The 21,200-nt window shown below is 68.9% G+C and carries 26 protein-coding genes; 22 read left to right on the forward strand and 4 right to left on the reverse strand.

What is annotated here, in order from left to right:
• Positions 1–29 precede the first annotated feature (29 nt).
• Positions 30–440, reverse strand: a complete 411-nt coding sequence (locus tag LGM89_RS35530) for a type II secretion system protein N (RefSeq protein ID WP_039351532.1) — start codon at positions 438–440, stop codon at positions 30–32.
• A 174-nt stretch (positions 441–614) separates the two neighbouring features.
• On the opposite strand from LGM89_RS35530, the gene gspG reads away from it, so the two are divergent.
• The 8 genes from gspG to LGM89_RS35570 are packed head-to-tail and all read left to right on the forward strand — an operon-like array spanning position 615 to position 6,591.
• A complete protein-coding gene (gspG, locus tag LGM89_RS35535) occupies positions 615–1,067 on the forward strand; it encodes a type II secretion system major pseudopilin GspG (protein ID WP_011350483.1) in 453 nt (150 codons plus the stop codon).
• A gap of 38 nt (positions 1,068–1,105) precedes the next feature.
• On the forward strand, positions 1,106–1,675 hold the full coding sequence (locus LGM89_RS35540; protein ID WP_226207608.1) for a GspH/FimT family pseudopilin: 570 nt from the start codon (positions 1,106–1,108) through the stop codon (positions 1,673–1,675).
• Positions 1,672–2,079 carry a type II secretion system minor pseudopilin GspI gene (gene gspI, locus LGM89_RS35545; RefSeq protein ID WP_413226810.1) on the forward strand — a complete coding sequence of 136 codons (408 nt, stop codon included), beginning with the start codon at positions 1,672–1,674 and terminating at the stop codon, positions 2,077–2,079. The genes LGM89_RS35540 and gspI overlap by 4 nt, the downstream gene beginning before the upstream one ends.
• 7 nt (positions 2,080–2,086) lie before the next feature.
• Positions 2,087–2,746 carry a type II secretion system protein J gene (locus tag LGM89_RS35550; RefSeq protein ID WP_039351910.1) on the forward strand — a complete coding sequence of 220 codons (660 nt, stop codon included), beginning with the start codon at positions 2,087–2,089 and terminating at the stop codon, positions 2,744–2,746.
• A gap of 2 nt (positions 2,747–2,748) precedes the next feature.
• Positions 2,749–3,879 (forward strand): type II secretion system minor pseudopilin GspK, encoded by a 1,131-nt coding sequence (gspK, locus tag LGM89_RS35555; RefSeq protein WP_226275587.1) that lies wholly within the window; start codon positions 2,749–2,751, stop codon positions 3,877–3,879.
• A 26-nt stretch (positions 3,880–3,905) separates the two neighbouring features.
• Positions 3,906–5,267: a type II secretion system protein GspL gene (gene gspL, locus LGM89_RS35560; protein WP_226207610.1), complete on the forward strand. Its 1,362-nt coding sequence runs from the start codon at positions 3,906–3,908 to the stop codon at positions 5,265–5,267.
• The gene (gene gspM / locus LGM89_RS35565; protein WP_069249188.1) at positions 5,264–5,770 is read left to right on the forward strand and encodes a type II secretion system protein GspM; all 507 of its coding nucleotides are present in this window, start codon (positions 5,264–5,266) and stop codon (positions 5,768–5,770) included. Before gspL ends, gspM begins: the two co-directional genes overlap by 4 nt.
• 32 nt (positions 5,771–5,802) lie before the next feature.
• Positions 5,803–6,591: a type II secretion system protein N gene (locus tag LGM89_RS35570; protein WP_226275588.1), complete on the forward strand. Its 789-nt coding sequence runs from the start codon at positions 5,803–5,805 to the stop codon at positions 6,589–6,591.
• Positions 6,592–6,613: 22 nt separating this feature from the next.
• Here LGM89_RS35570 and LGM89_RS35575 read toward each other — a convergent pair whose 3' ends face one another.
• Positions 6,614–8,164 (reverse strand): efflux transporter outer membrane subunit, encoded by a 1,551-nt coding sequence (locus tag LGM89_RS35575; protein WP_226207612.1) that lies wholly within the window; start codon positions 8,162–8,164, stop codon positions 6,614–6,616.
• Positions 8,165–8,440: 276 nt separating this feature from the next.
• Positions 8,441–8,725, reverse strand: coding sequence for a multidrug ABC transporter ATPase (locus tag LGM89_RS35580; RefSeq protein WP_011350474.1), 285 nt, complete (start codon positions 8,723–8,725; stop codon positions 8,441–8,443).
• A 174-nt stretch (positions 8,726–8,899) separates the two neighbouring features.
• On the opposite strand from LGM89_RS35580, the gene LGM89_RS35585 reads away from it, so the two are divergent.
• Positions 8,900–9,391: a MarR family winged helix-turn-helix transcriptional regulator gene (locus LGM89_RS35585; protein WP_089493793.1), complete on the forward strand. Its 492-nt coding sequence runs from the start codon at positions 8,900–8,902 to the stop codon at positions 9,389–9,391.
• Between the two features lie 177 nt (positions 9,392–9,568).
• Complete coding sequence (locus LGM89_RS35590; protein WP_226275589.1) at positions 9,569–11,128, forward strand: DHA2 family efflux MFS transporter permease subunit; 1,560 nt, start codon at positions 9,569–9,571, stop codon at positions 11,126–11,128.
• A 60-nt stretch (positions 11,129–11,188) separates the two neighbouring features.
• On the opposite strand, the gene LGM89_RS35595 is transcribed toward LGM89_RS35590, so the two are convergent.
• A complete protein-coding gene (locus tag LGM89_RS35595; RefSeq protein ID WP_085041246.1) occupies positions 11,189–12,115 on the reverse strand; it encodes a LysR family transcriptional regulator in 927 nt (308 codons plus the stop codon).
• Positions 12,116–12,255: 140 nt separating this feature from the next.
• Between LGM89_RS35595 and LGM89_RS35600 the strand changes: the two genes are divergently transcribed.
• The 12 genes from LGM89_RS35600 to LGM89_RS35655 all read left to right on the forward strand — a co-directional run bounded on the left by LGM89_RS35600 (position 12,256) and on the right by LGM89_RS35655 (position 21,200).
• Positions 12,256–12,732: a CidA/LrgA family protein gene (locus LGM89_RS35600; protein ID WP_226275590.1), complete on the forward strand. Its 477-nt coding sequence runs from the start codon at positions 12,256–12,258 to the stop codon at positions 12,730–12,732.
• Between the two features lie 13 nt (positions 12,733–12,745).
• Entirely contained in the window at positions 12,746–13,468 is a 723-nt protein-coding gene (locus tag LGM89_RS35605; protein WP_039351943.1) for an LrgB family protein, read from the forward strand.
• 248 nt (positions 13,469–13,716) lie between these two features.
• Positions 13,717–14,253: a flagellar basal body-associated protein FliL gene (gene fliL / locus LGM89_RS35610; RefSeq protein ID WP_089424119.1), complete on the forward strand. Its 537-nt coding sequence runs from the start codon at positions 13,717–13,719 to the stop codon at positions 14,251–14,253.
• 22 nt (positions 14,254–14,275) lie between these two features.
• Entirely contained in the window at positions 14,276–15,274 is a 999-nt protein-coding gene (fliM, locus tag LGM89_RS35615) for a flagellar motor switch protein FliM (protein ID WP_069246733.1), read from the forward strand.
• Positions 15,267–15,758, forward strand: a complete 492-nt coding sequence (gene fliN / locus LGM89_RS35620; RefSeq protein WP_069246732.1) for a flagellar motor switch protein FliN — start codon at positions 15,267–15,269, stop codon at positions 15,756–15,758. The genes fliM and fliN overlap by 8 nt, the downstream gene beginning before the upstream one ends.
• Entirely contained in the window at positions 15,755–16,318 is a 564-nt protein-coding gene (fliO, locus tag LGM89_RS35625; protein ID WP_226275591.1) for a flagellar biosynthetic protein FliO, read from the forward strand. Before fliN ends, fliO begins: the two co-directional genes overlap by 4 nt.
• 36 nt (positions 16,319–16,354) lie before the next feature.
• Positions 16,355–17,116, forward strand: coding sequence for a flagellar type III secretion system pore protein FliP (fliP, locus tag LGM89_RS35630; RefSeq protein ID WP_089455315.1), 762 nt, complete (start codon positions 16,355–16,357; stop codon positions 17,114–17,116).
• Positions 17,117–17,136: 20 nt separating this feature from the next.
• Positions 17,137–17,409, forward strand: a complete 273-nt coding sequence (fliQ, locus tag LGM89_RS35635) for a flagellar biosynthesis protein FliQ (RefSeq protein WP_039351961.1) — start codon at positions 17,137–17,139, stop codon at positions 17,407–17,409.
• 23 nt (positions 17,410–17,432) lie between these two features.
• Positions 17,433–18,215: a flagellar biosynthetic protein FliR gene (gene fliR, locus LGM89_RS35640; RefSeq protein WP_226207615.1), complete on the forward strand. Its 783-nt coding sequence runs from the start codon at positions 17,433–17,435 to the stop codon at positions 18,213–18,215.
• Between the two features lie 166 nt (positions 18,216–18,381).
• Positions 18,382–19,386 carry an ABC transporter substrate-binding protein gene (locus tag LGM89_RS35645; protein ID WP_089493789.1) on the forward strand — a complete coding sequence of 335 codons (1,005 nt, stop codon included), beginning with the start codon at positions 18,382–18,384 and terminating at the stop codon, positions 19,384–19,386.
• A gap of 121 nt (positions 19,387–19,507) precedes the next feature.
• Complete coding sequence (locus LGM89_RS35650) at positions 19,508–20,305, forward strand: ABC transporter ATP-binding protein (protein ID WP_226207616.1); 798 nt, start codon at positions 19,508–19,510, stop codon at positions 20,303–20,305.
• Positions 20,306–20,342: 37 nt separating this feature from the next.
• A complete protein-coding gene (locus LGM89_RS35655; protein ID WP_089438879.1) occupies positions 20,343–21,200 on the forward strand; it encodes an ABC transporter permease in 858 nt (285 codons plus the stop codon).

Raw genomic sequence — 21,200 nt, forward strand, 5'->3', positions numbered from 1 at the left:
GACCGCGGGTCGGGCCGTCGCCTTCGGCTTCAGCGCACGTAGATCGCCGGGGACGGCGTGTTGGCGGGCAGCTGGACTTCGGTGCGGGCGCCGTTGCGCTCGACGATGATCGAGCGGGGGCGGACTTCGGCGAGCTTCGCGCCGGACGTGACGTCCGCGCCGAGCGACACGGCACGCGGCGGTTCGCCACCGACACCGATGATCGCGGCACCGCCGTGGTCGAGCGCGAGGATGCCGAACAGGTGGATGTCCTGCACGGCATTCTTGTCGAGCTGACCGCCGAAGAGCGCCGCGGCGTCCTCGGTGCGGATCGGCAGCCGCGCGGCGGCGGCGGGCAGCGGCGCTTCGCGGGCGGACAGCGTGACGACCCAGTAGGTGGCCGTCGCGCACAAACCCGCGAAGAGGGCTAGGGAGAGGATCCGGATCGAGAGCGCGTTCATGCGCGCTATTGTACGGATGTATATGAAATTTGCGTTGGGTGAAAGCCCTCGGCAATGCGCGCCTTACAATGCGTGCTCCGCGCCCGCGGGTTCGGAAGGTTGCCGTCAGGCAATCGTCCGGTGCGCGGGTGCGTCACCCGACCAACGACATTTTTTGGAAAGAGGTAGTCAGTCATGCAAACGTGGATCACTCGCCGCAACGCGGCCGTGCGTCGCCAGCGCGGTTTCACGCTGATCGAGATCATGGTGGTGGTCGCGATCCTCGGGATCCTGGCGGCGCTCATCGTGCCGAAGATCATGAGCCGCCCGGACGAGGCACGCCGCATCGCCGCGAAGCAGGACATCGGCACGATCATGCAGGCGCTCAAGCTGTACCGTCTCGACAACGGCCGCTACCCGACCCAGGATCAGGGCCTGAACGCGCTGATCCAGAAGCCGTCCACCGATCCGATCCCGAACAACTGGAAGGACGGCGGCTATCTCGAGCGCCTGCCGAACGATCCGTGGGGTAACGGCTACAAGTACCTGAACCCGGGCGTGCACGGCGAGATCGACGTGTTCAGCTACGGCGCCGACGGCAAGGAAGGCGGCGAAGGCAACGACACCGACATCGGTTCGTGGCAATAAGCGCTCGCTGACCGGCCCGACGTTTCGTTCCCTTCTTCATGCTCGCCACTCGCACGACCTTCCGCTGCGGCCGCGATTGCCGTGTGCGTCGCGGCGCGGTTTCGTCCGCGCCGGTGCGTGCCGACGGCGGGCAAGCAGAGCACGGCGCGCGGCGTCATCGCGCGCGCGGCTTCACGCTGCTCGAAATGCTGGTCGTGCTCGTGATCGCGGGGCTGCTCGTGTCGCTCGCGTCGCTGTCGCTCACGCGCAATCCGCGTACCGACCTGCGCGAGGAAGCGCAGCGCATCGCGCTGCTGTTCGAGACGGCCGGCGACGAAGCGCAGGTGCGTGCCCGGCCGATCGCGTGGCAGCCGACCGCGCACGGCTTCCGTTTCGACGTGAGCTCGCCCGACGGCTGGCGCACGCTGCGCGACGACCTGCTGCGCCCGCGCGACTGGGACGGTGGCGTCACCGGGGCCGACATCGATTATCCGGGAGCCGACACGCATGCGAACCGCGTCGTGTTCGGCACCGAGAGCATCGACACGCCGGTGCGCGTGACGCTGCATTCGGCGGTCGGCAGCGCGACGATCGTCGGCACCGGCAACGGCCGCTACGAGGTGCAATGACGATGCGTCGTCGCCTGCCCTCTTCCGTTTCTTCATCGCGCGGTTTCACGATGATCGAGGTGCTGGTCGCACTCGCGATCATCGCGGTCGCGCTCGCCGCGTCGATCCGCGCGGTCGGCACGATGGCGAACAACGCGTCCGACCTTCATCACCGCCTGCTCGCCGGCTGGAGCGCCGACAACGCGCTCGCGCAGATGCGGCTCACGCATGCGTGGCCGGAGATCGGCGAACAGAGTTTCGACTGCTCGCAAGGCAACGTGCAGCTCGTCTGCACGCAGCGCGTGAGCACCACGCCCAACCCGGTGTTCCGGCGCGTGCGGATTTCGGTGAGCATGCCCGGGCACACCGGCGTGCTCGCGCAAATGGTGACGGTGGTCGCGAATGAAACCAGCCGTCCGCTCTGACGCGCCGATGCGACGCCCGCTCGCCCGCCCCGCCCGCGGCTTCACGCTGATCGAGCTGATGATCGCGATCGCGATCCTCGCGGTGGTCGCGATCCTCGCGTGGCGCGGGCTCGACCAGATCATGCGCGGTCGCGACAAGGTCGCGGCCGCGATGGAAGACGAGCGCGTGTTCGCGCAGATGTTCGACCAGATGCGCATCGACGCGCGGCTCGCCGCGACCGACGACGAAGCCGGCCAGCCGGCGATCGGCGTGGCAGGCAATACGCTGCAGATCGTCCGCGAACTCGAGGTGCCGGGCGTCGCGCCGCGGCTGCAGGTGGTGCGCTACCGGATCGCCGGCGGGCGCGTCGTGCGCTATGCATCGCCGCCGATCGACGACGCGAACCGGCTGCGCAACATGCTGAAGGACAGCAGCGTCGAAGGCTGGAGCTGGGTCGCGCTGATGGGCGGCGTCGGCGCGATCGACGCGAAGCTGTACGTGCCGCGCGTGGGCTGGACCACCAACCTGCAGACGGCCAACGACGCGCTCGCGCAGAACAACGATGCGCTCAAGGTGCCGCAGATCGGCAACGCGCCGCCTGCACGCGCGGTGACGGGGCTGCAGGTCAGCATCGGCGCGACGTCGCTGCGTGTGCCGGTCACGCGCATCTTCCTCGTCGGGGAATGACGATGCGCGCGCGCCCTCTCCGCTCATTATTGGTTGCCCGTGCCGCCGGTCACGCACAGGCACGCGGCCGCCAGCGCGGCGCGGCGATCATCACCGCGCTGCTGGTCGTCGCGCTGTCGGCGATCCTCGTCTCGGGGATGCTGTGGCGCCAGCAGGTGCAGATCCGCCGGATCGAGAACCAGCGCGTGATAGCGCAGGCGCAGTGGGTCGCGCGCGGCGCGCTCGACTGGACCCGGATGATCCTGCGTTCCGAAGGCGATACGGCGCCCGGCATCACGTACCTCGGCGGCATCTGGGGCGTGCCGATCGCGAAGACGAAACTGTCGGACTTCCTCGGCCGGATCGGTGCGCCCAACGACGCCGGCGGCGAAGACACCTATCTCTCCGGCTCGATCGAGGACGCGCAGGCGAAGTTCAACCTGCGCAACCTCGTGGCGTCGCCGGCGCCCGGCGTGCTGCAGTTGAACGTCACGCAGGTCCAGGCGTTCCAGCGCCTGCTGACGACGCTCGGCTACGACGGCGCGTTCGCGAAGCGCATCGCGCTGCAGGTGCGCGCGAGCCTGCTGAATTCGGCGACGCGTTTCCAGATGCCGACGCTGCCGGGCGGCGGCACGGCGCCGCCGGTCACCGCGCCGGTGACGACCGATCAGCAAGGCGGCGGCGGCTTCACCGACGATCCCGGCATGACGGGCGGCGATCGCGGGCCCGCGCCGCTGATGATGACGGGCGTCGACAGCCTGCTCGACGTCGACGGCGTGACGCCCGAGATGGTCGCGCGGTTGCGCCCGTTCGTCACCGTGCTGCCGACCACGACGCCCGTGAACATGAACACGGCGCCGGCCGAGGTGATCGCGGCGCTGATGCCGGGGATGAGCGTGTCGTCCGCGCAGGCGCTCGTGTCGCGCCGCGAGACCGTGTTCTTCCGCAACGTCGGCGACGTGCAGCTCGCGCTGCGCGGCGCCGGTGCGCCGAACGTGACGCTCGACTCGAGCGTCATCGACGTCAATTCGAGCTATTTCATCGTGCATGGCCGGATCCAGCATGACCGGGCGGAGGTTGATCGCACCTCGCTCGTGTATCGTGATCCGACCACGCACTCGACACGGGTCGTGCGCATTCGCGACCAGCTATAACGACGCCAATCGGGAGAGGAGCTCTTGTGAGCACGTTGATTGTTTCTTTGCCGCCGCGCGAGCCTGCCGTGCCGTTGCAGGAATGGCAGTGGCCCGAGCTGCCGTTCACGCTCGTCGACAAGGCCGGCCACGTGCAGCGCGCCGGCCGCGCCGCGCTTGCGTTGCTGCCGCGCGCGAATGCGACCGTGCTGATCGTCGCCGCGCGCGACGTGCTGCTGCTGGCCGCGACCGTGCCGCCGCTGAAGGGACCGAAGCTGCGCCAGGCGCTGCCCAACATCGTCGAGGATCAGCTGATCCAGGATCCGCTCGGCTGCCATATCGCGCTCGATCCGGATGCGCTGCCCGACGGGCGCCGTGTGCTGGCGGTCGTCGATCGCGCGTGGTTCCGCACGATCTGCGAAGCGTTCACGGCGGCCGGCCACCGGCACCTGAGCGCGGTGCCCGCGACCCGCTGCCTGCCGGCGCCGCACGTCACCGCCGCGCCGGCCGACAGCGAGGTCGATGCCGCCGCGGTTGCTGCGGACGCCGTCGAGGCGCCGCCCGCCCGTCCGGCGACGGTGGCCGCGGTGCTCGGCCTTGCGGCATCGGTCGAACCGGTACTCGTCGAAGCCGGCGCGCTGCCGGCTGCAGCCGGTGCGCCGCGCCTCGAACTCGCGGTCGCGCGCGGTGCGCTCGGTGAAGGCTTCGCGGCGCCCGCGTCGCGTGCGGCCGGCACACTGGCCGCGCTGGCGGGCGGCGGCGACGTCGAACTGTACGAACTCGGCGAACCGGGCGCGGAGCCGCGGCTCGCATCGGTCGGCCGCACCGACGGCGGCCCGCTGCTGCCGGGCGCCGCGCCGCTGTCGTTCGACGCGTTCGCGCGGCGCGCGCTGACCGAGAAATTCGACCTGTGCCAGTTCGAATTCGAATCGCAGCCGTGGCGCTTCGACCGCGCGACGGTGAAGCGCCTGCGCGTGCCGCTCGCCCTCGTCGCGGCGACGCTCGGCGTGGCGGTGATCGGGATGAACCTGCACTGGTGGAAGCTGTCGCGCGAGCGCGATGCGCTGTCCGCGCAGATCACCGAGACGCTGCTGTCCGCGTTCCCGAAAACGACGACGGTGCTCGATCCGCCCGCGCAGATGCAGCGCCAGCTCGACCAGTTGCGTCTCGCGGCCGGCGAACTGTCGCCGAACGATTTCCTCGCGCTGGCGAGCGGGCTGTCGCGTTCGATGGGCGCGCTGCCGCTGAACGGCATCGCGTCGCTCGACTATCACGACCGGCGGCTCGACGTCGGCTTCAAGCCCGAGGTCAAGGTCGATCCCGATTTCACGCAGCGCCTCGCGCGTAACGGACTGTCCGGCGAAGTCGACAGCAACACGGGCAAATGGACGATCCGGAGCCGCTCATGAAGACGGAACAACTGAACCAGACGCTGGCCCAGTTCTGGGGCGAGCGCTCCCAGCGCGAAAAGATGCTGCTCGGCTGGGGCGGTGCCGTGCTGGCGGTCGCGATCGCGTATTCGGTGCTGTGGTCGCCCGCGCAGGAAGGCCGCGCGCGGATCCAGCGCGAGCTGCCGACGATGCGCCGCGAGCTGGCGCAGATGACCGCGCAGGCGAACGAGGCGAAGTCGCTGACGGCCGCCGCGCAGGGCGTCGCGCCGACCGGCCTCGCGCTGAAGGACGCGCTGACCGCGTCGCTGTCCGATCACGGGCTGCAGGGCGCGCAGGTGCAGATCGTCGGCAACGGCGTGCAGATCCAGATGAAGAACGTGTCGTTCCCGGCGTGGACGCAGTGGCTCGACGATGCGCGCCGGCAGTTCAAGGTGCAGGTCGGCGAAGCGCATGCCACGGCGCTGAAGGACGATGGCCAGGTCGACCTGACGGCCGTGATGCAACCGTCCACGCAGAAATGACGCAGCTGGACGATGCAAGTGGCAGTCGGCCGATGAGGCCGGGATTGAGGCGGCTCGCCACCGCATTGCCGTGGGTACTGGCGGGCGGCCTGGCGACGACGTTGACGCTCGTCGCACTTGCGCCGGCCGCGTGGATCGCGCCGCAGTTCGCGCGTGCGACCGGCGGGCACGTGAATCTCGTCGATCCCGACGGGTCGCTGTGGCACGGCTCGGGCACGCTGATGCTCGCGCCGGGGGCCGACCAGAGCGCGGCGACGCTGCTGCCCGGCCGGGTCGAATGGACCACGCGCTTCTGGCCGCTGCTGACCGGGCGCGTGCAGATGCGCATGCGGCAGACCGAGGCGATGCCCGACGCGGTCACGCTCGATGCGACGTGGCGCGGCGCGGTGCTGTCGGCGGGCACGATGGCCGTGCCCGCGTCGCTGCTCGCGGGGCTCGGCACGCCGTTCAACACGCTCGACCTGCAGGGCGACGTGCGGCTCGGCTGGAGCGACTGGCGCCTGATCGGCAACAACGCGTTCGGGCAGCTGACGGTGACGATCGACTCGATGAGTTCGCGCGTCTCGCGCGTGAAGCCGCTCGGTTCGTACCGCGCGGTGCTGCAGGCGAAGGGGGCCGGCGCCGATCTCGACCTGTCGACGACGCAGGGCCCGCTGTTCCTCGACGGCCACGGCACCTTCGGCCCGGGCCAGGGCTCGTTCCGCGGCACCGCGCACTCGGCGCCCGAGCAGCAGGCGAACCTCGCGGGGCTGCTGAACCTGCTTGGCCACCCGATCGGCAACAACGAGGTGTCGCTGATCTTCGGCGACGCGCAGCGCTGACGCGCGCGTCGCCCTTTCCTTCCTACTTCTGCGCGAGCGGTGCGGTGGCCGCGGGCGCGGCCGCACCGGACGCCGGCACGGGCGCCGCGACGTCGCCGTTCTCGCGCGTCATCTCAGCCACGTTCCAGCCGCCGCCGAGCGCCTTCACGAGCCCGACCGAAGACGTCATCCGCTGCCCGGCGATCGTCGCGAGCTTCTGCTGCGCGGTGAACGCGGTGGTCTGCGCGGTCAGCACGTTCAGGTAGGCGACCGTGCCGGCCTTGTACTGGTTCGTGACGATCGCGAGCGAATGCTCGGCGCTGTCGACGGCCTGCCGCTGCACGTCGATTTCCTGCGCGAGGATGCGCTGCGACGCGAGGTTGTCCTCGACGTCCTGGAACGCGGTGAGCACCGCGAGGCGGTACGCGGCGACGTCCTGGTCGTAGGTCGCGCGCGCGGCGTCGGTCTGCGCGGCGCGCAGCCCGGCGTCGAACAGCGTGGCCGCGAGCTGCGGGCCGACCGTCCAGAAGCGTGCCGGCAGCGTGAACAGCTGCGACCACACCGAGCTCTGGAAGCCGCCGGTGGCCGACAGCGTGAGCGTCGGGAAGAACGCGGCGATCGCGACGCCGATCTGTTCGTTCGCGGCCGCCGCACGACGCTCGGCCGCCGCGATGTCGGGGCGGCGCTCGAGGATCGCCGACGGCACGTCGACCGGCGTGATCGGCGGCTCGGCCGTGAGCGGATTCGGCGGCAGCGAGAAAGTGGACGCCGGTTCGCCGATCAGCGTCGCGATCGCATGCTCGTACTGCGCGCGGGCCACGCCGTTGTCGATCGATGCGGCCTGCGCGCTCTGCAGCTGCGTTTGCGCCTGGATCACGTCCGCACGTGCGGCAACGCCCTGCGCGTACTGGTTCTGCGTGAGCTTCAACGACTGTTCGTACGACTTCACGGTGTCGTCGAGCAGCTTCTGCAGCGCATCGGACGTGCGCAGCTGGAAATAGGTTTGCGCGAGCAGTGCCTGCTGCGACAGCCGCGCGTTCGCGAGATCGGCCGCGGCGGCCGCTTCGCCGGCGCGCTGCGCGCTGACGGTGCGACTCACCTTGCCCCACAGGTCCGGTTCCCAGCTCGCGTCGAGGCCGACGCTGTAGCTGTTGTTGATCGAGCCGGACGAACCGCTGCCGAAGCTCGACGACGAACCCGACGACACCGACGTGCGCGGCGTGCGGGCGCGCGAGCCCGACGCGGTCAGCCCGACGGTCGGGAAATACGCGGCACGCGCCTCGGTGACGAGCGCGCGCGCCTGCCGGTACGCGGCCGCCGATTGCGCGATGGTCTGGTTCGACGCGTTGAGCCTGCCGATCAGCGCATCGAGCTGCGGATCGTTGTAGACCGTCCACCACGCGCCGCGGTCGGTGCGGTCGGCGGGCTGCGCGACCTTCCAGCCGGCCGGCGCTTCCTTGTAGGCGGCGGGGATCGACGTGTCGGGCCGGTGATAGTCGGGCCCGACGGCGCAGCCGGCGAGCAGCACGGCCGTCGCGACGGCGACGGCGGCGCTCAGCGGGCGAGGGGCGCGCGGGAGGGAGGCGTACGGCATGGTGGTTTTCCTGTCTGGGCGCGACGTCCGGCGAGCGGCGTCGCGCGATGCGGTCGTCGTGCCGCTGGCGGACAAATGGTAACTGACGGCGGGAAAGCTGCGCAGCCCCAAGGGTACGGTGCGCGGGGACAGGAATGTGTTACCGGCGCGAGCGGCCGGTTTACCGGCCATTACGGCCAGCTGACGGGAAGACGGGGATGCGACGCCGGCCGTGCGGGGCGCGGCCGGCGCTCAGTCGGAGCAGCCAGGAAGGCGGGAGACGCGCGCGGTCAGCGGTCAGTGGCAGCGCGCGGGCAGCGGGAGCGGTTCGGCGGCGGACCGCCATGTCGACGGCTCCGTCGCGGCCGGCTGGCCCGTGCGGCGGGCGCCGTCTTTCGCGTTGCGCTGCCGGCGATGATCGAACCATGCGAACCCGAGCGCCGCGAGCGAGCCGCCCGGGACCACCAGCATCGTCACGTACAGCGCGATCTTCCAGCCGCGGTGCGGCCCGGAAAACGCATGATGAGCGGTATCGGTCAGGTTGCGGCGCAGCGCGCCGGCGGCATTTTTCAGGAACAGCATCGCGAACATCCTCGGGGTGCCCGCAGCGCGGGCGCATCGGTCAGAACATAGTCTCCGGCAGTGCAACATGCACGTCGTAACTGGTTGCCTCAAATAATATTGACTATGCAATCAATTTTCAAGATACTGGGCGCGTTTAAATCCGAAACGCACTATTGCTGCGTGCGCAATCGCATGACCGGCGGCCTCTACGATCCCGAGAACATCGCGCTGGAAACGAGCCTCGGCTATTACCTGTCGAAGGCGAAGCAGGCGCTCGTCGAGCGGATGGACCGTGCGCTCGAGCCGCTCGACCTCACCGCGCAGCAGATCGGCGTGATCCTGCTGCTGTCGCGCGGCTATGCGCGCACGCCGTTCGAGCTGTCCCGCAAGATGTCGTACGACAGCGGGTCGATGACGCGGATGCTCGACCGCCTCGAACGCAAGGGGCTGGTCGCCCGCTCGCGCAGCGAGCAGGATCGCCGGATGATCGAGCTGACGCTGACCGAACGCGGTGCCGACGCCGCCCGTGCGCTGCCGTCGCTGATCGCGAACGCGCTCAACGCGCAACTCGACGGTTTCTCGGCCGACGAGCTCGTGACGCTCACCGGCCTGTTGCAGCGCTTCATCGCCAACGGGCCCGGTTCGACCGGTTGCCCGAACCCCGACGAAGAAGCGGACGGCTGAGGCGCGCGGAGGCCCCATGTCTAGGTTAAGCACTCGCTTATTTATCTGTCTGGGCAGAAGATGACAAGGCACGCGCTCCCCTTTTCCCTTTATCCGTTCCACCCGGCCGGGTTGCGCTGCGGCGCACACCCGTGCGTTGCGCCGGCGCGTCGCGCGCGCCGCGTCTAGGAGATTCCGATGTCCGACACCACGGCATCCGCCGCCCCCGCCGCCGAACCCGCGCCGTTGTCCGGCGGTGCGCTCGCGCTGCTCACCGTCGGGCTCGCGCTCGGCACCTTCATGGAAGTGCTCGACACGTCGATCGCGAACGTCGCGGTGCCGACCATTTCCGGCAGCCTCGGCGTCGCGACGAGCGAAGGCACCTGGGTGATCTCGTCGTACTCGGTGGCGTCCGCGATCGCGGTGCCGCTCACCGGCTGGCTCGCGCGGCGGGTCGGCGAGGTGCGGCTGTTCACGCTGTCGGTGCTCGCGTTCACCGTCGCATCGGCGCTGTGCGGCCTCGCGACCAACTTCGAGACGCTGATCGCGTTCCGGCTGCTGCAGGGCCTCGTGTCGGGGCCGATGGTGCCGCTGTCGCAGACGATCCTGATGCGCAGCTACCCGCCCGCGAAGCGCGGGCTCGCGCTCGGGCTATGGGCGATGACGGTGATCGTCGCACCGATCTTCGGCCCGTTGCTGGGCGGCTGGATCAGCGACAACTACACATGGCCGTGGATCTTCTACATCAACCTGCCGATCGGCATCTTCTCGGCGACCTGCGCGTATTTCCTGCTGCGCGGCCGCGAGACGAAGACGTCGAAGCAGCGGATCGACGCGATCGGCCTCGCGCTGCTCGTGATCGGCGTGTCGTGCCTGCAGATGATGCTCGACCTCGGCAAGGACCGCGACTGGTTCAACTCGACGTTCATCGTCGCGCTGGCGCTGATCGCGGTCGTGTCGCTCGCGTTCATGCTCGTGTGGGAGGCGACCGAGAAGGAGCCGGTGGTCGACCTGTCGCTCTTCAAGGACCGCAACTTCGCGCTCGGCGCGATGATCATCTCGTTCGGCTTCATGGCGTTCTTCGGCTCGGTCGTGATCTTCCCGCTGTGGCTGCAGACGGTGATGGGCTACACGGCCGGCAAGGCCGGCCTCGCGACCGCGCCGGTCGGGCTGCTCGCGCTCGTGCTGTCGCCGCTGATCGGCCGCAACATGCACCGGCTCGACCTGCGGATGGTCGCGAGCTTCGCGTTCATCGTGTTCGCCGGCGTGTCGATCTGGAACTCGACGTTTACGCTAGACGTGCCGTTCAACCACGTGATCCTGCCGCGGCTCGTGCAGGGGATCGGCGTCGCGTGCTTCTTCGTGCCGATGACGACGATCACGCTGTCGAGCATCTCCGACGACCGGCTCGCGAGCGCGTCGGGGCTGTCGAACTTCCTGCGCACGCTGTCCGGCGCGATCGGCACGGCGGCCAGCTCGACGTTCTGGGAAAACGACGCGATCTACCACCACGCGCGGCTGTCGGAATCGGTGAGCGTGTATGCGCAGAACACGACCGACTACCAGGGCGCGCTGTCGCAGCTCGGCATCGTCGGCCAGACGGCCAATGCGCAGCTCAACCAGCTCGTCACGCAGCAGGGCTTCATGATGGCGACCAACGACTTCTTCCTGCTATCGGCGTTCATGTTCGGCGCGCTCGCGGCGCTCGTGTGGGTCACGAAGCCGAGGAAGGGCGCGGGGCCGGCGATGGGGCATTGACCGCGCGGCGGGCGGCTGTTGCGCCCGCCTCGTTCGCTTGACCACCCGCTTCGGCGGGCCTCACTCCCTCGCCCGCAACCCACCAAACGCCAGATCGTCACCCGGCGCGATCGGCAGCGTCGCCCGCGCCACGTCGAGCCACGCGCGCGCCGCGTGCGACAGATACCCCTTCTTCAGCCAGCCGAGCGCGATCGCCCACGTGATCTCCGGCTCGACGATCGGCCGGCACGTGAACTGGCCCGCGTCGAGCCGCCGGCAATACGGCTCGGGCAGCAGCGCGATGCCGACCCCCGCATGCACGAGCGCGGCCATGAAATCCCAGTGGCCGCTGCGGCTCACGATCGACGGCGTGAAGCCGGCCTGCCGGCACGCATCCAGCACCGCGTCGTGCAGCGCGAGACTTTCCGCGTAGAACACGAACGACTCGCGCGCGAGATCCGCGAGCGGCACGGCCGCGTGATCCTCCCAGCGCGATTCGCGCGGCGCGACGAGCCACAGCGGCGCGCGCACCATCGGCAGCCGCTCGAAGGTGCCGGGATCGACCGGCTCCAGCAGCCCGCCGAGTTCCAGCTCACCCGACGTCAGCGCGGCCTCGATCATCCGCGCGCCCTGCTCGAACAGCTTCAGCTCGATGTTCGGATAGCGCTGCTTGTAGGCAGCGATGATCGGCGTGAACAGCGAGCCGCCGAGCGGCGGGATGCCGATCGTCAGCTCGCCGCGCCCGAGCGTGCCGAGATCGTTCAGCTCCGACTGCAGCTGCGCCTGCGCGGCGAGCACGTCCTGGCCGCGCTGGAACACGATCCGCCCCGCGTCGGTCAGCACCATCTGCCGACCGTCGCGCAGCAGCAGCGGCGAGCCGATCTCGTCCTCGAGCGCCTTCACCATCTTGCTGATGGTCGGCTGGGTCACGAACAGCTTGTCGGCGGCCGCCGTGAAACTCTGCTGGCGAACCACCTCGACGAAGTACCGCAACGCGCGCAATTCCATCGATGACTCCCCAAAGTGGTGCGGCGATCAGAAAACGAATTCCGAATTGGAATGACAAGGATAGAGACAAGTCATTTTATTTATGGTTAGGGGAAACCCTATACTCCCACCATCAACGGAATATCTGTAGGGAGCCCGCCATGACCAAGCCGACCGCCGCATTCGCCGCCCGCCCCGCCGCTTCGGGCAGCCTGGCCCGCACGGGCCGGATCGCGCTGCAGGCCGCCGCGCTCGGCGTGCTGTGGATGGCGGTCGACTGGGCCGTGCGCAAGATCGGGCTGCCGATTCCGTCGGGCGTGATCGGCCTTGCGGTGCTCCTCGTGCTGCTGTTCTCGGGCCGCGTCGCGCCCGCCTGGGTGAAGGACGGCGCGAACTGGCTGCTGTCCGACATGCTGCTGTTCTTCGTGCCGGCCGCCGTCGCGGCCGTGCAGTACGGCGGGCTGTTCCGCGAGGACGGCTGGCGCATCGCGCTGGTGATGCTCGCCGGCACCGCATTCGTGATGGTCGCGGTGGCCGTTGCGGTCGACCTCGCCGCGAAGCTCGAGCGCCGGCTCGCCGTGCAGCGCGTGTTCGCCGAACGCCGCCGCACGCGCCTCACCGCCGCGTCCGCCCACTGAGCCGGAGCCTGCCATGCTTGCCGCATTGTCGAACCTGTCCGCCGATCAGGCGAACACCGCGATCTCGTTCGGCTGCTTCGTGCTGACGGTCGTGCTGTATTTCGCGTCGAAGCGGCTCTACGCGTACAAGAAGACGCTGCTGTTCTCGCCGCTCGTGTTCGTGCCGGGCGTGCTGGTGCTGCTCGTCCTGCTGACCGGCATCCCCTATTCGGTCTACTTCCACGACACGCGCTGGCTGATGTGGCTGCTCGGCCCGGCGACGATCGCGTTCGCGGTGCCGATCTACGACTATCGCGACCTGATCCGCCGCCACTGGCTGTCGCTGTCGGTCGGCGTCGCGGTCGGGATCTGTGCCGGCGTGTGCGGGTCGCTGCTGCTCGCGAAGCTGCTGCACCTGTCGCCCGAGCTGCAGCGCTCGCTGATGACGCGCTCGGTGTCGACGCCGTTCGCGCTCGCCGTATCGGACAAGATCCACGCGCCGAAGGATCTCACCGCGCTGTTCGTGATCGCGACCGGCATCTGCGGGATGCTGCTCGGCGAGCTGGTGCTCGCGCTGGTGCCGATGCGCACGCGGCTCGCGCGCGGCGCGCTGTTCGGCGCGGCCGCCCACGGCGTGGGCACCGCGAAGGCGCGCGAGATCGGCAGCGAGGAAGGCGTCGTGTCGAGCCTGACGATGATGATCGCGGGCGTCGCGATGGTGCTGATCGCGCCGCTCCTGACACTGCTGCCGATCTGACCGGGCGGCGGACGCCCGCCAGGCACCGGCCCGGCCTGGCGCAATCGTGCCTGCCGCCAGCGGCGCGGGAGTTCCGCGCGGCGGGTACGGCGCTCACGCCTCACCCCACACGCTTCAGCCGCCAGCCCCGGCGGCCCTTTCCGCCCCCGCTTACCCTGCATCCGGCCGACACCCGGCCGACAATCGGCTGAGATAGCCGCAAATCCCCCCTCTTTTCCACCCATCGGGCTCGGCCCGGATGCCGAACAATGCATGCTACGAGACATCACGCACGCATTCACATGGCCTCCACGACCGCAAACCCGACCGCCGACAAGCCGGCTTCCTCCGGCAAGTTCAAGCGCATCGCGCTGATCGCCGTCATCGCGCTGGGCGCGGCAGCCGCCGCAGCCGGCGGCATGTACGTGTTCCTGAGCAAGGAAGGCGTCGGCCATGCGAGCAAGCCCGCCGAGCCGGCGCCGCTGGCCGCGCCGGTGTTCTTCCCGCTCGACCCGCTGACCGTGAACCTGCAGTCCGACGACGGCGCGCAGCACTACCTGCGCGTCGGCCTGTCGCTGAAGCTCACCGACTCGAAGGCGCAGGAGCAACTGACCGCGCGGATGCCGGAGATCCGCAGCCGGATCCTGCTCGCGCTGTCGAACAAGCATCCCGAGGAACTCGCGACGCCGGACGGCAAACGTTCGCTCGCGAAGGAACTGCGGGAGCTGATCGAGCAGCCGACGCAGCCGGGCAACCAGCGCGCGAAGGTCGACGACGTGCTGTTCACCGAGTTCGTCGTCCAGTAACGCGGCCGAGAAAGGAGCGCGTATGGGTCACCAGGAGTTCATGTCCCAGGAGGAGGTCGATGCCCTCCTCAAGGGCGTCACGGGCGAAGCCGATTCAGTCGACGAACAGCGCGACACGTCGGGCGTCCGCCCCTACAACATTGCGACGCAGGAGCGGATCGTCCGCGGCCGGATGCCCGGCCTCGAGATCATCAACGACCGCTTCGCGCGCCTGCTGCGGATCGGCATCTTCAACTTCATGCGGCGCACGGCGGAAATCTCCGTCAGCCAGGTGAAGGTGCAGAAGTACAGCGAGTTCACCCGCAACCTGCCGATTCCGACGAACCTGAACCTGGTGCACGTGAAGCCGCTGCGCGGCACGTCGCTGTTCGTGTTCGACCCGAACCTCGTGTTCTTCGTCGTCGACAACCTGTTCGGCGGCGACGGGCGCTTTCACACGCGCGTCGAGGGCCGCGACTTCACGGCCACCGAGCAGCGGATCATCGGCAAGCTGCTGAACCTCGTGTTCGAGCACTACACGACCGCGTGGAAGAGCGTGCGGCCGCTGCAGTTCGAATTCGTGCGCTCGGAAATGCACACGCAGTTCGCGAACGTCGCGACGCCGAACGAGATCGTCATCGTCACGCAGTTCTCGATCGAGTTCGGGCCGACGGGCGGCACGCTGCACATCTGCATGCCGTACTCGATGGTCGAGCCGATCCGCGACGTGCTCGCGTCGCCGATCCAGGGCGAGGCGCTCGAAGTCGACCGCCGCTGGGTGCGCGTGCTGTCGCAGCAGGTGCAGTCCGCCGAGGTCGAGCTGACCGCGAACCTCGCCGAGATCTCGTCGAACTTCGAGAAGATCCTGAACCTGCGCGCGGGCGACGTGCTGCCGCTGGAGATCGAGGACACGATCACCGCGAAGGTCGACGGCGTGCCGGTGATGGAATGCGGCTACGGAATTTTCAATGGTCAATATGCGTTGCGCGTGCAGAAGATGATCAGCGCGGGCGATTCGATGAAGGAAGGTGGATATGAGTGAGCTGAACCAGACGCCCGAGGACGACGCACAAGCGATGGCCGACGCGGCCCTCGCGGCATCGGCCGCCGCCGCGCAGGCGGCACCGGCCGCGGCGGAAGAAGATCCGGGCATGGACGACTGGGCGGCCGCGCTGGCCGAGCAAAACGAGCAGCCGGTGCCGGCCGGTGCGACGGGCGCCGGCGTGTTCCAGCCGCTGTCGAAGGCCGCGGCAAACACGACGCACAACGACATCGAGATGATCCTCGACATCCCGGTCAAGATGACCGTGGAGCTCGGCCGCACGAAGATCGCGATCCGCAACCTGCTGCAGCTCGCGCAGGGTTCGGTCGTCGAGCTGGACGGCATGGCCGGCGAGCCGATGGACGTGCTCGTGAACGGCTGCCTGATCGCGCAGGGCGAGGTCGTGGTGGTCAACGACAAGTTCGGCATCCGCCTGACCGACATCATCACGCCGGCCGAACGCATCCGGAAGCTGAACCGGTGAACGTAGTGATGCCCGGCCGCCGCGCGCGCAGCGTGATAGCGACGGCGGCTGCCGCGGCCATTGCGGCGTCGCTCGCCACCGCGCCGGCAAGCGCCGCCGACATGAACGCGGTGAACCACCCCGGGTCGATCGCATCGGGCGTGATGGTCGGCTCGGCCGCACCGTCGCTCGGCTTCGGCGCGGTGCTGCAGACGCTGGTCGGGCTCGCGGTCGTGATCGGTCTCGTGTTCGCGTGTGCCTGGCTCGCGCGCCGCTTCGGCTTCCAGCATGCACGCCGCGGCGGCCCGCTGAAGGTCGTGTCGAGCGTCGCGGTCGGCGCGAAGGAAAGCGCGACGATCGTCGAGATCGGCGATACCTGGCTCGTGCTCGGCGTCGCGCCGGGCAACGTGCGATTGCTGCACACGCTGCCGGCCGGTGCGGCGGCGGCCCCGGCTTCCGCCGACGCGCCCGCCGGCGCCGCCCCGTCCGACGGCGGCCTGCCCGGCACGTTCGGCTCGCGGTTTCGCGACGCGCTCGCGGGCGAAGCCGCGAAGCGCCTCGGTCGCGGCACGGACCGCTGACATGGCAACGCGCCCTCTTTCCGACCCCGCATTCCGATGAAACACGCCTTCCTGCATCGCGCGGCGCGCCTCGCGCCCGTGCTGATCCTCTGCCTCGCCCCCGCGCTCGCGTATGCGCAGGCGAACGGCCTGCCCGCGTTCAACGCGAGCCCGGGCCCGCATGGCGGCACCACGTATTCGCTGAGCGTGCAGACGATGCTGCTGCTCACGATGCTGTCGTTCCTGCCGGCGATGCTGCTGATGATGACGAGCTTCACGCGCATCATCATCGTGCTGTCGCTGCTGCGCCAGGCGCTCGGCACCGCGACGACGCCGCCGAACCAGGTGCTCGTCGGCCTCGCGATGTTCCTCACCTTCTTCGTGATGTCGCCGGTGCTCGACCGGGCGTACAACGACGGCTACAAGCCGTTCTCCGACGGCTCGATGCCGATGGAGCAGGCCGTGCAGCGCGGCGTCGCGCCGTTCAAGACCTTCATGCTGAAGCAGACCCGCGAGACCGATCTCGCGCTGTTCGCGAAGATCTCGAAGGCCGCGCCGATGCAGGGGCCCGAGGACGTGCCGCTGTCGCTGCTGGTGCCGGCGTTCGTCACGAGCGAGCTGAAGACCGGCTTCCAGATCGGCTTCACGGTGTTCATCCCGTTCCTGATCATCGACATGGTCGTCGCGAGCGTGCTGATGTCGATGGGGATGATGATGGTGTCGCCGTCCACCGTGTCGCTGCCGTTCAAGCTGATGCTGTTCGTGCTGGTCGACGGCTGGCAGCTGCTGATCGGCTCGCTCGCGCAGAGCTTTACGTAAGCCGCGGAGGAACACGCACGATGACGCCCGAACAAGTGATGACGCTCGCGCACCACGCGATGATGGTCGGCCTGCTGCTGGCCGCCCCGCTGCTGCTGGTCGCGCTCGCGGTTGGCCTGGTCGTGAGCCTGTTCCAGGCCGCGACGCAGATCAACGAGGCGACGCTGTCGTTCATCCCGAAGCTGCTCGCGGTCGCCGCGACGCTCGTGATCGCCGGCCCGTGGATGATGACGACGATGCTCGACTACCTGCGGCAGACGCTGCTGCACGTCGCGACCCTCGGCGTCGGCTGAGCCGCGCGCACCACCCGGCGGCGATGTTCTCGGTTACCTACGCGCAGCTCAACGGCTGGCTCACGGCGTTCCTGTGGCCGTTCGTGCGGATGCTCGCGCTCGTCGCGACCGCGCCCGTCGTCGGCCATGCGGCGGTGCCCATTCGCGTGAAGATCGGCCTCGCCGCGTTCATGGCGCTGGTCGTCGCCCCCACGCTCGGCGCGATGCCGGACGTCACCGTGTTCTCCGCGCAGGGCATCTGGATCGTCGTCATGCAGTTCCTGATCGGCATCGCGATGGGCTTCACGATGCAGATCGTGTTCGCGGCCGTCGGGGCGGCCGGCGATTTCATCGGGCTGTCGATGGGGCTCGGCTTCGCCACCTTCTTCGATCCGCACACGAGCGGCGCGACGCCCGCGATGGGCCGCTTCCTGAACGCGATCGCGATGCTCGCGTTCCTCGCGGTGGACGGCCACCTGCAGGTGTTCGCCGCGCTCACCGCGTCGTTCCAGTCGCTGCCGGTGTCGGCCGACCTGCTGCACGCGCCCGGCTGGCGCACGCTCGCGGGGTTCGGCACGACGGTGTTCGAGATGGGGCTGCTGCTCGCGCTGCCGGTGGTCGCGGCGCTGCTGATCGCGAACCTCGCGCTCGGCATCCTGAACCGCGCGGCGCCGCAGATCGGCGTGTTCCAGGTCGGCTTTCCCGTCACGATGCTCGTCGGGCTGTTGCTCGTGCAACTGATGATCCCGAACCTCGTGCCGTTCGTGGCGCACCTGTTCGACATGGGGCTCGACGCGATGGGGCGGGTGCTGACCGGCTGGCGCTGAGCGCCTGCCGCCCCCGTTTCCCACCGGTTCCGGCCCTCCGTTGCTGGAAAACCCCTAAAGGAACCGCCAACCCGCGAAAGGTTGCAGAAGGTTTCGCCTCCCTATACTCGTCGTGACGATGCAGCAAGCATCGCGCCATACGAATACAACGAAGGAGACGATCCCGATGCGACCCATCCTGCGCACCCTCGCCGTTGCAGCCAGCCTCAGCTGCGCGCTCGCCGCTCACCCCGCTTTCGCCGACGACGGCGGCAAGATCACGATCATGGTCGGCGGGATCGCGAAGCTCATCTACCTGCCCGCACGGCTCACGCAGGAGCTCGGCAACTTCAAGGCCGAAGGGCTCGACGTCGAGCTGCTGTCGCAGCCGGCCGGCGTCGACGCCGAGAACGAACTGCTGGCAGGCGCCGTGCAGGGCGTCGTCGGCTTCTACGACCACACGGTCGACCTGCAGAGCAAGGGCAAGGACGTGAAGGCGATCGCCGTGCTCTGCCAGGTGCCGGGCGAAGTCGAGATGGTGTCGACCAAGGCCGCGCCGACCTTCAAGTCGATGGCCGACTCGAAGGGCAAGACGCTCGGCGTGACGGGCCTCGGCTCGTCGACCAGCTTCCTCACCCAATACCTTGCGCTCCAGCACGGCGTGCAGTCGACCCAGTACACGATGCTGCCGGTCGGCGCCGACGCGAGCTTCATCGCCGCGATCAAGCAGGGCCGTATCGACGCCGGCATGACGACCGAGCCGACGGTGTCCGCGCTCGAGAAGATGGGCGACGCGAAGGTGCTGGTCGACCTGCGCACGCTGGAAGGCACGCGCGCCGCGCTCGGCGGTACCTATCCGGCCGCGAGCCTGTACGTGCAGTCGGCCTGGGCCGATTCGCACAAGGATCAGGCGACCAAGCTCGCGCACGCGTTCGCGAAGACGATGCAGTTCATCCACACGCACAGCGCCGATGAAATCGCCGCGAAGATGCCGGCCGACTACCAGAAGGACAAGGCGCTGTACGTGAGCGCGCTGAAGGCGTCGCTGCCGATGTACACGGCCGACGGCAAGATGCCGGCCGACGGCCCGGCCACCGTGCTGAAGGTGCTGTCGGCGTTCAACCCGTCGGTGAAGGGCAAGCACATCGACCTGGCGCGCACCTTCACGAACGATTTCGTGAACGCGAAGTAATCGAACTCGGCAGTCGCGCCGGCGGCGGCGATCCCGCCGCCGTGCGCTCCCCGTTCCGGCCCGGTTGACCGGCCCGGCGCCGCCACGCTGCGACGCTCTCCTCACCCGCAGGATCAATGCGATGAATCAGGCAGTTTCCCCGAGCACACCGGCGATCGAGTTTCGCAATGTGTCGTGCCGCTTCATTTCGCCGGAAGGCAAGGCTACCGTCGCGCTGCGCGACTTCAGCATGAGCGTCGCGCGCGGCGAGTTCATCGCGATCGTCGGCCCGACCGGCTGCGGCAAGTCGACCACGCTGAACCTGATCACCGGGCTGCTCAAGCCCGCGTCGGGCGAAGTCCGTGTGATGGGCCGGCCGGTCGACGGGATCGACCCGCGCATCGGCTTCGTGTTCCAGGCCGACGCCGTATTTCCGTGGCGCAACGTGATCGACAACGTCGCAGCGGGCCCGCTGTTTCGCGGCCGCTCGAAGGACGTCGCGTACGCGCAGGCCGAGGAATGGATCCGCAAGGTCGGCCTCGACAAGTTCACGAAGCACTACCCGCACCAGCTCTCCGGCGGGATGAGAAAGCGCGTCGCGCTCGCGCAGACCTTCATCAACCAGCCGGAAATCCTGCTGATGGACGAGCCGTTCTCCGCGCTCGACATGCAGACGCGCACGCTGATGCAGGACGAGCTGCTGCAGCTCTGGTCAGCGAACAAGGGCTCGGTGGTGTTCGTCACGCACGATCTCGAGGAGGCGATCGCGCTGGCCGACCGCGTGTTCGTGCTGACCGCGCGGCCCGCCACGCTCAAGCGCGTGGTCGAGATCGACCTGCCGCGCCCGCGCGTCACGTCGGAGATCCGCTACGACACGCGCTTCATCGAAATTTCCAAGGACATCTGGCACGACCTGCGCGAAGAAGTGCAGATCGGCTGACGCATACGCTCAAGGCAAGGACCGCAAGGACAGGAGCATGACCGACATGACGCTTCCCCCCACCGCCATTCCGGCAACGTCGCTCGAGGACGAGTCGCGCGCCGCTCAAACCCGCCTGCGCCGCCGCCGGCAACTGATCATCGGCCTGCGGATCGCCGTACTCGTGATCGTGCTGGGCGGGTGGGAACTCGCCGCACGGCTGAAGTGGATCGATCCGTTCTTCTTCTCGCAACCGACGCTGATCTTCGCGCAGATCCAGGACTGGTTCGTGAACGGCACGTCGCAGGGCCCGCTGCTCACGCAGGTGTGGGTCACGCTCGAGGAAACCGGCATCGGCTTCGTGATCGGCTCGGTGGCCGGCGTGATCTGCGGGATCGTGCTCGGCCGCAACAAGCTGATGGCCGACGTGTTCGGCCTGTACATCCAGATCGCGAACTCGATCCCGCGCGTCGTGCTCGGCTCGATCTTCGTGATCGCGCTGGGCCTCGGGATGGCGTCGAAGATCGCGCTGGCCGTCGTGATGGTGTTCTTCGTCGTGTTCGGCAACGCGTTCCAGGGCGTGCGCGAAGCCGACCGCTACCTGATCGCGAACGCGCAGATCCTCGGCGCGTCGCGCCGGCAGATCACCACGTCGGTCGTGATCCCGTCCGCGCTGAGCTGGATTCTCGCCAGCCTGCACGTGAGCTTCGGCTTCGCGCTGGTCGGCGCGGTGGTCGGCGAATTCCTGGGTTCCAAGCAGGGCATCGGCCTGCTAATCTCCACCGCCCAGGGCGCGTTCAACGCGAGCGGCGTGTTCGCGGCGATGATCGTGCTGGCGGTGGTTGCGCTGGCCGCCGACTACCTGCTGACGTGGCTCGAGAAGCGGCTGCTGAAGTGGCGCCCCGCGGCGTTCTGA

Source organism: Burkholderia sp. AU31624, from assembly GCF_020420065.1.
Lineage (GTDB): Bacteria > Pseudomonadota > Gammaproteobacteria > Burkholderiales > Burkholderiaceae > Burkholderia.

What these genes read in the sequence shown, in the direction of transcription:
- LGM89_RS35530 (WP_039351532.1), bottom strand. Translation starts at nt 440, where the DNA reads ATGAACGCGCTCTCGATCCGGATCCTCTCCCTAGCCCTCTTCGCGGGT.
- gspG (WP_011350483.1), top strand. Translation starts at nt 615, where the DNA reads ATGCAAACGTGGATCACTCGCCGCAACGCGGCCGTGCGTCGCCAGCGC.
- LGM89_RS35540 (WP_226207608.1), top strand. Translation starts at nt 1,106, where the DNA reads ATGCTCGCCACTCGCACGACCTTCCGCTGCGGCCGCGATTGCCGTGTG.
- gspI (WP_413226810.1), top strand. Translation starts at nt 1,672, where the DNA reads ATGACGATGCGTCGTCGCCTGCCCTCTTCCGTTTCTTCATCGCGCGGT.
- LGM89_RS35550 (WP_039351910.1), top strand. Translation starts at nt 2,087, where the DNA reads ATGCGACGCCCGCTCGCCCGCCCCGCCCGCGGCTTCACGCTGATCGAG.
- gspK (WP_226275587.1), top strand. Translation starts at nt 2,749, where the DNA reads ATGCGCGCGCGCCCTCTCCGCTCATTATTGGTTGCCCGTGCCGCCGGT.
- gspM (WP_069249188.1), top strand. Translation starts at nt 5,264, where the DNA reads ATGAAGACGGAACAACTGAACCAGACGCTGGCCCAGTTCTGGGGCGAG.
- LGM89_RS35570 (WP_226275588.1), top strand. Translation starts at nt 5,803, where the DNA reads ATGAGGCCGGGATTGAGGCGGCTCGCCACCGCATTGCCGTGGGTACTG.
- LGM89_RS35575 (WP_226207612.1), bottom strand. Translation starts at nt 8,164, where the DNA reads ATGCCGTACGCCTCCCTCCCGCGCGCCCCTCGCCCGCTGAGCGCCGCC.
- LGM89_RS35580 (WP_011350474.1), bottom strand. Translation starts at nt 8,725, where the DNA reads ATGCTGTTCCTGAAAAATGCCGCCGGCGCGCTGCGCCGCAACCTGACC.
- LGM89_RS35585 (WP_089493793.1), top strand. Translation starts at nt 8,900, where the DNA reads ATGACCGGCGGCCTCTACGATCCCGAGAACATCGCGCTGGAAACGAGC.
- LGM89_RS35590 (WP_226275589.1), top strand. Translation starts at nt 9,569, where the DNA reads ATGTCCGACACCACGGCATCCGCCGCCCCCGCCGCCGAACCCGCGCCG.
- LGM89_RS35595 (WP_085041246.1), bottom strand. Translation starts at nt 12,115, where the DNA reads ATGGAATTGCGCGCGTTGCGGTACTTCGTCGAGGTGGTTCGCCAGCAG.
- LGM89_RS35600 (WP_226275590.1), top strand. Translation starts at nt 12,256, where the DNA reads ATGACCAAGCCGACCGCCGCATTCGCCGCCCGCCCCGCCGCTTCGGGC.
- LGM89_RS35605 (WP_039351943.1), top strand. Translation starts at nt 12,746, where the DNA reads ATGCTTGCCGCATTGTCGAACCTGTCCGCCGATCAGGCGAACACCGCG.
- fliL (WP_089424119.1), top strand. Translation starts at nt 13,717, where the DNA reads ATGCATGCTACGAGACATCACGCACGCATTCACATGGCCTCCACGACC.
- fliM (WP_069246733.1), top strand. Translation starts at nt 14,276, where the DNA reads ATGGGTCACCAGGAGTTCATGTCCCAGGAGGAGGTCGATGCCCTCCTC.
- fliN (WP_069246732.1), top strand. Translation starts at nt 15,267, where the DNA reads ATGAGTGAGCTGAACCAGACGCCCGAGGACGACGCACAAGCGATGGCC.
- fliP (WP_089455315.1), top strand. Translation starts at nt 16,355, where the DNA reads ATGAAACACGCCTTCCTGCATCGCGCGGCGCGCCTCGCGCCCGTGCTG.
- fliQ (WP_039351961.1), top strand. Translation starts at nt 17,137, where the DNA reads ATGACGCCCGAACAAGTGATGACGCTCGCGCACCACGCGATGATGGTC.
- fliR (WP_226207615.1), top strand. Translation starts at nt 17,433, where the DNA reads ATGTTCTCGGTTACCTACGCGCAGCTCAACGGCTGGCTCACGGCGTTC.
- LGM89_RS35645 (WP_089493789.1), top strand. Translation starts at nt 18,382, where the DNA reads ATGCGACCCATCCTGCGCACCCTCGCCGTTGCAGCCAGCCTCAGCTGC.
- LGM89_RS35650 (WP_226207616.1), top strand. Translation starts at nt 19,508, where the DNA reads ATGAATCAGGCAGTTTCCCCGAGCACACCGGCGATCGAGTTTCGCAAT.
- LGM89_RS35655 (WP_089438879.1), top strand. Translation starts at nt 20,343, where the DNA reads ATGACCGACATGACGCTTCCCCCCACCGCCATTCCGGCAACGTCGCTC.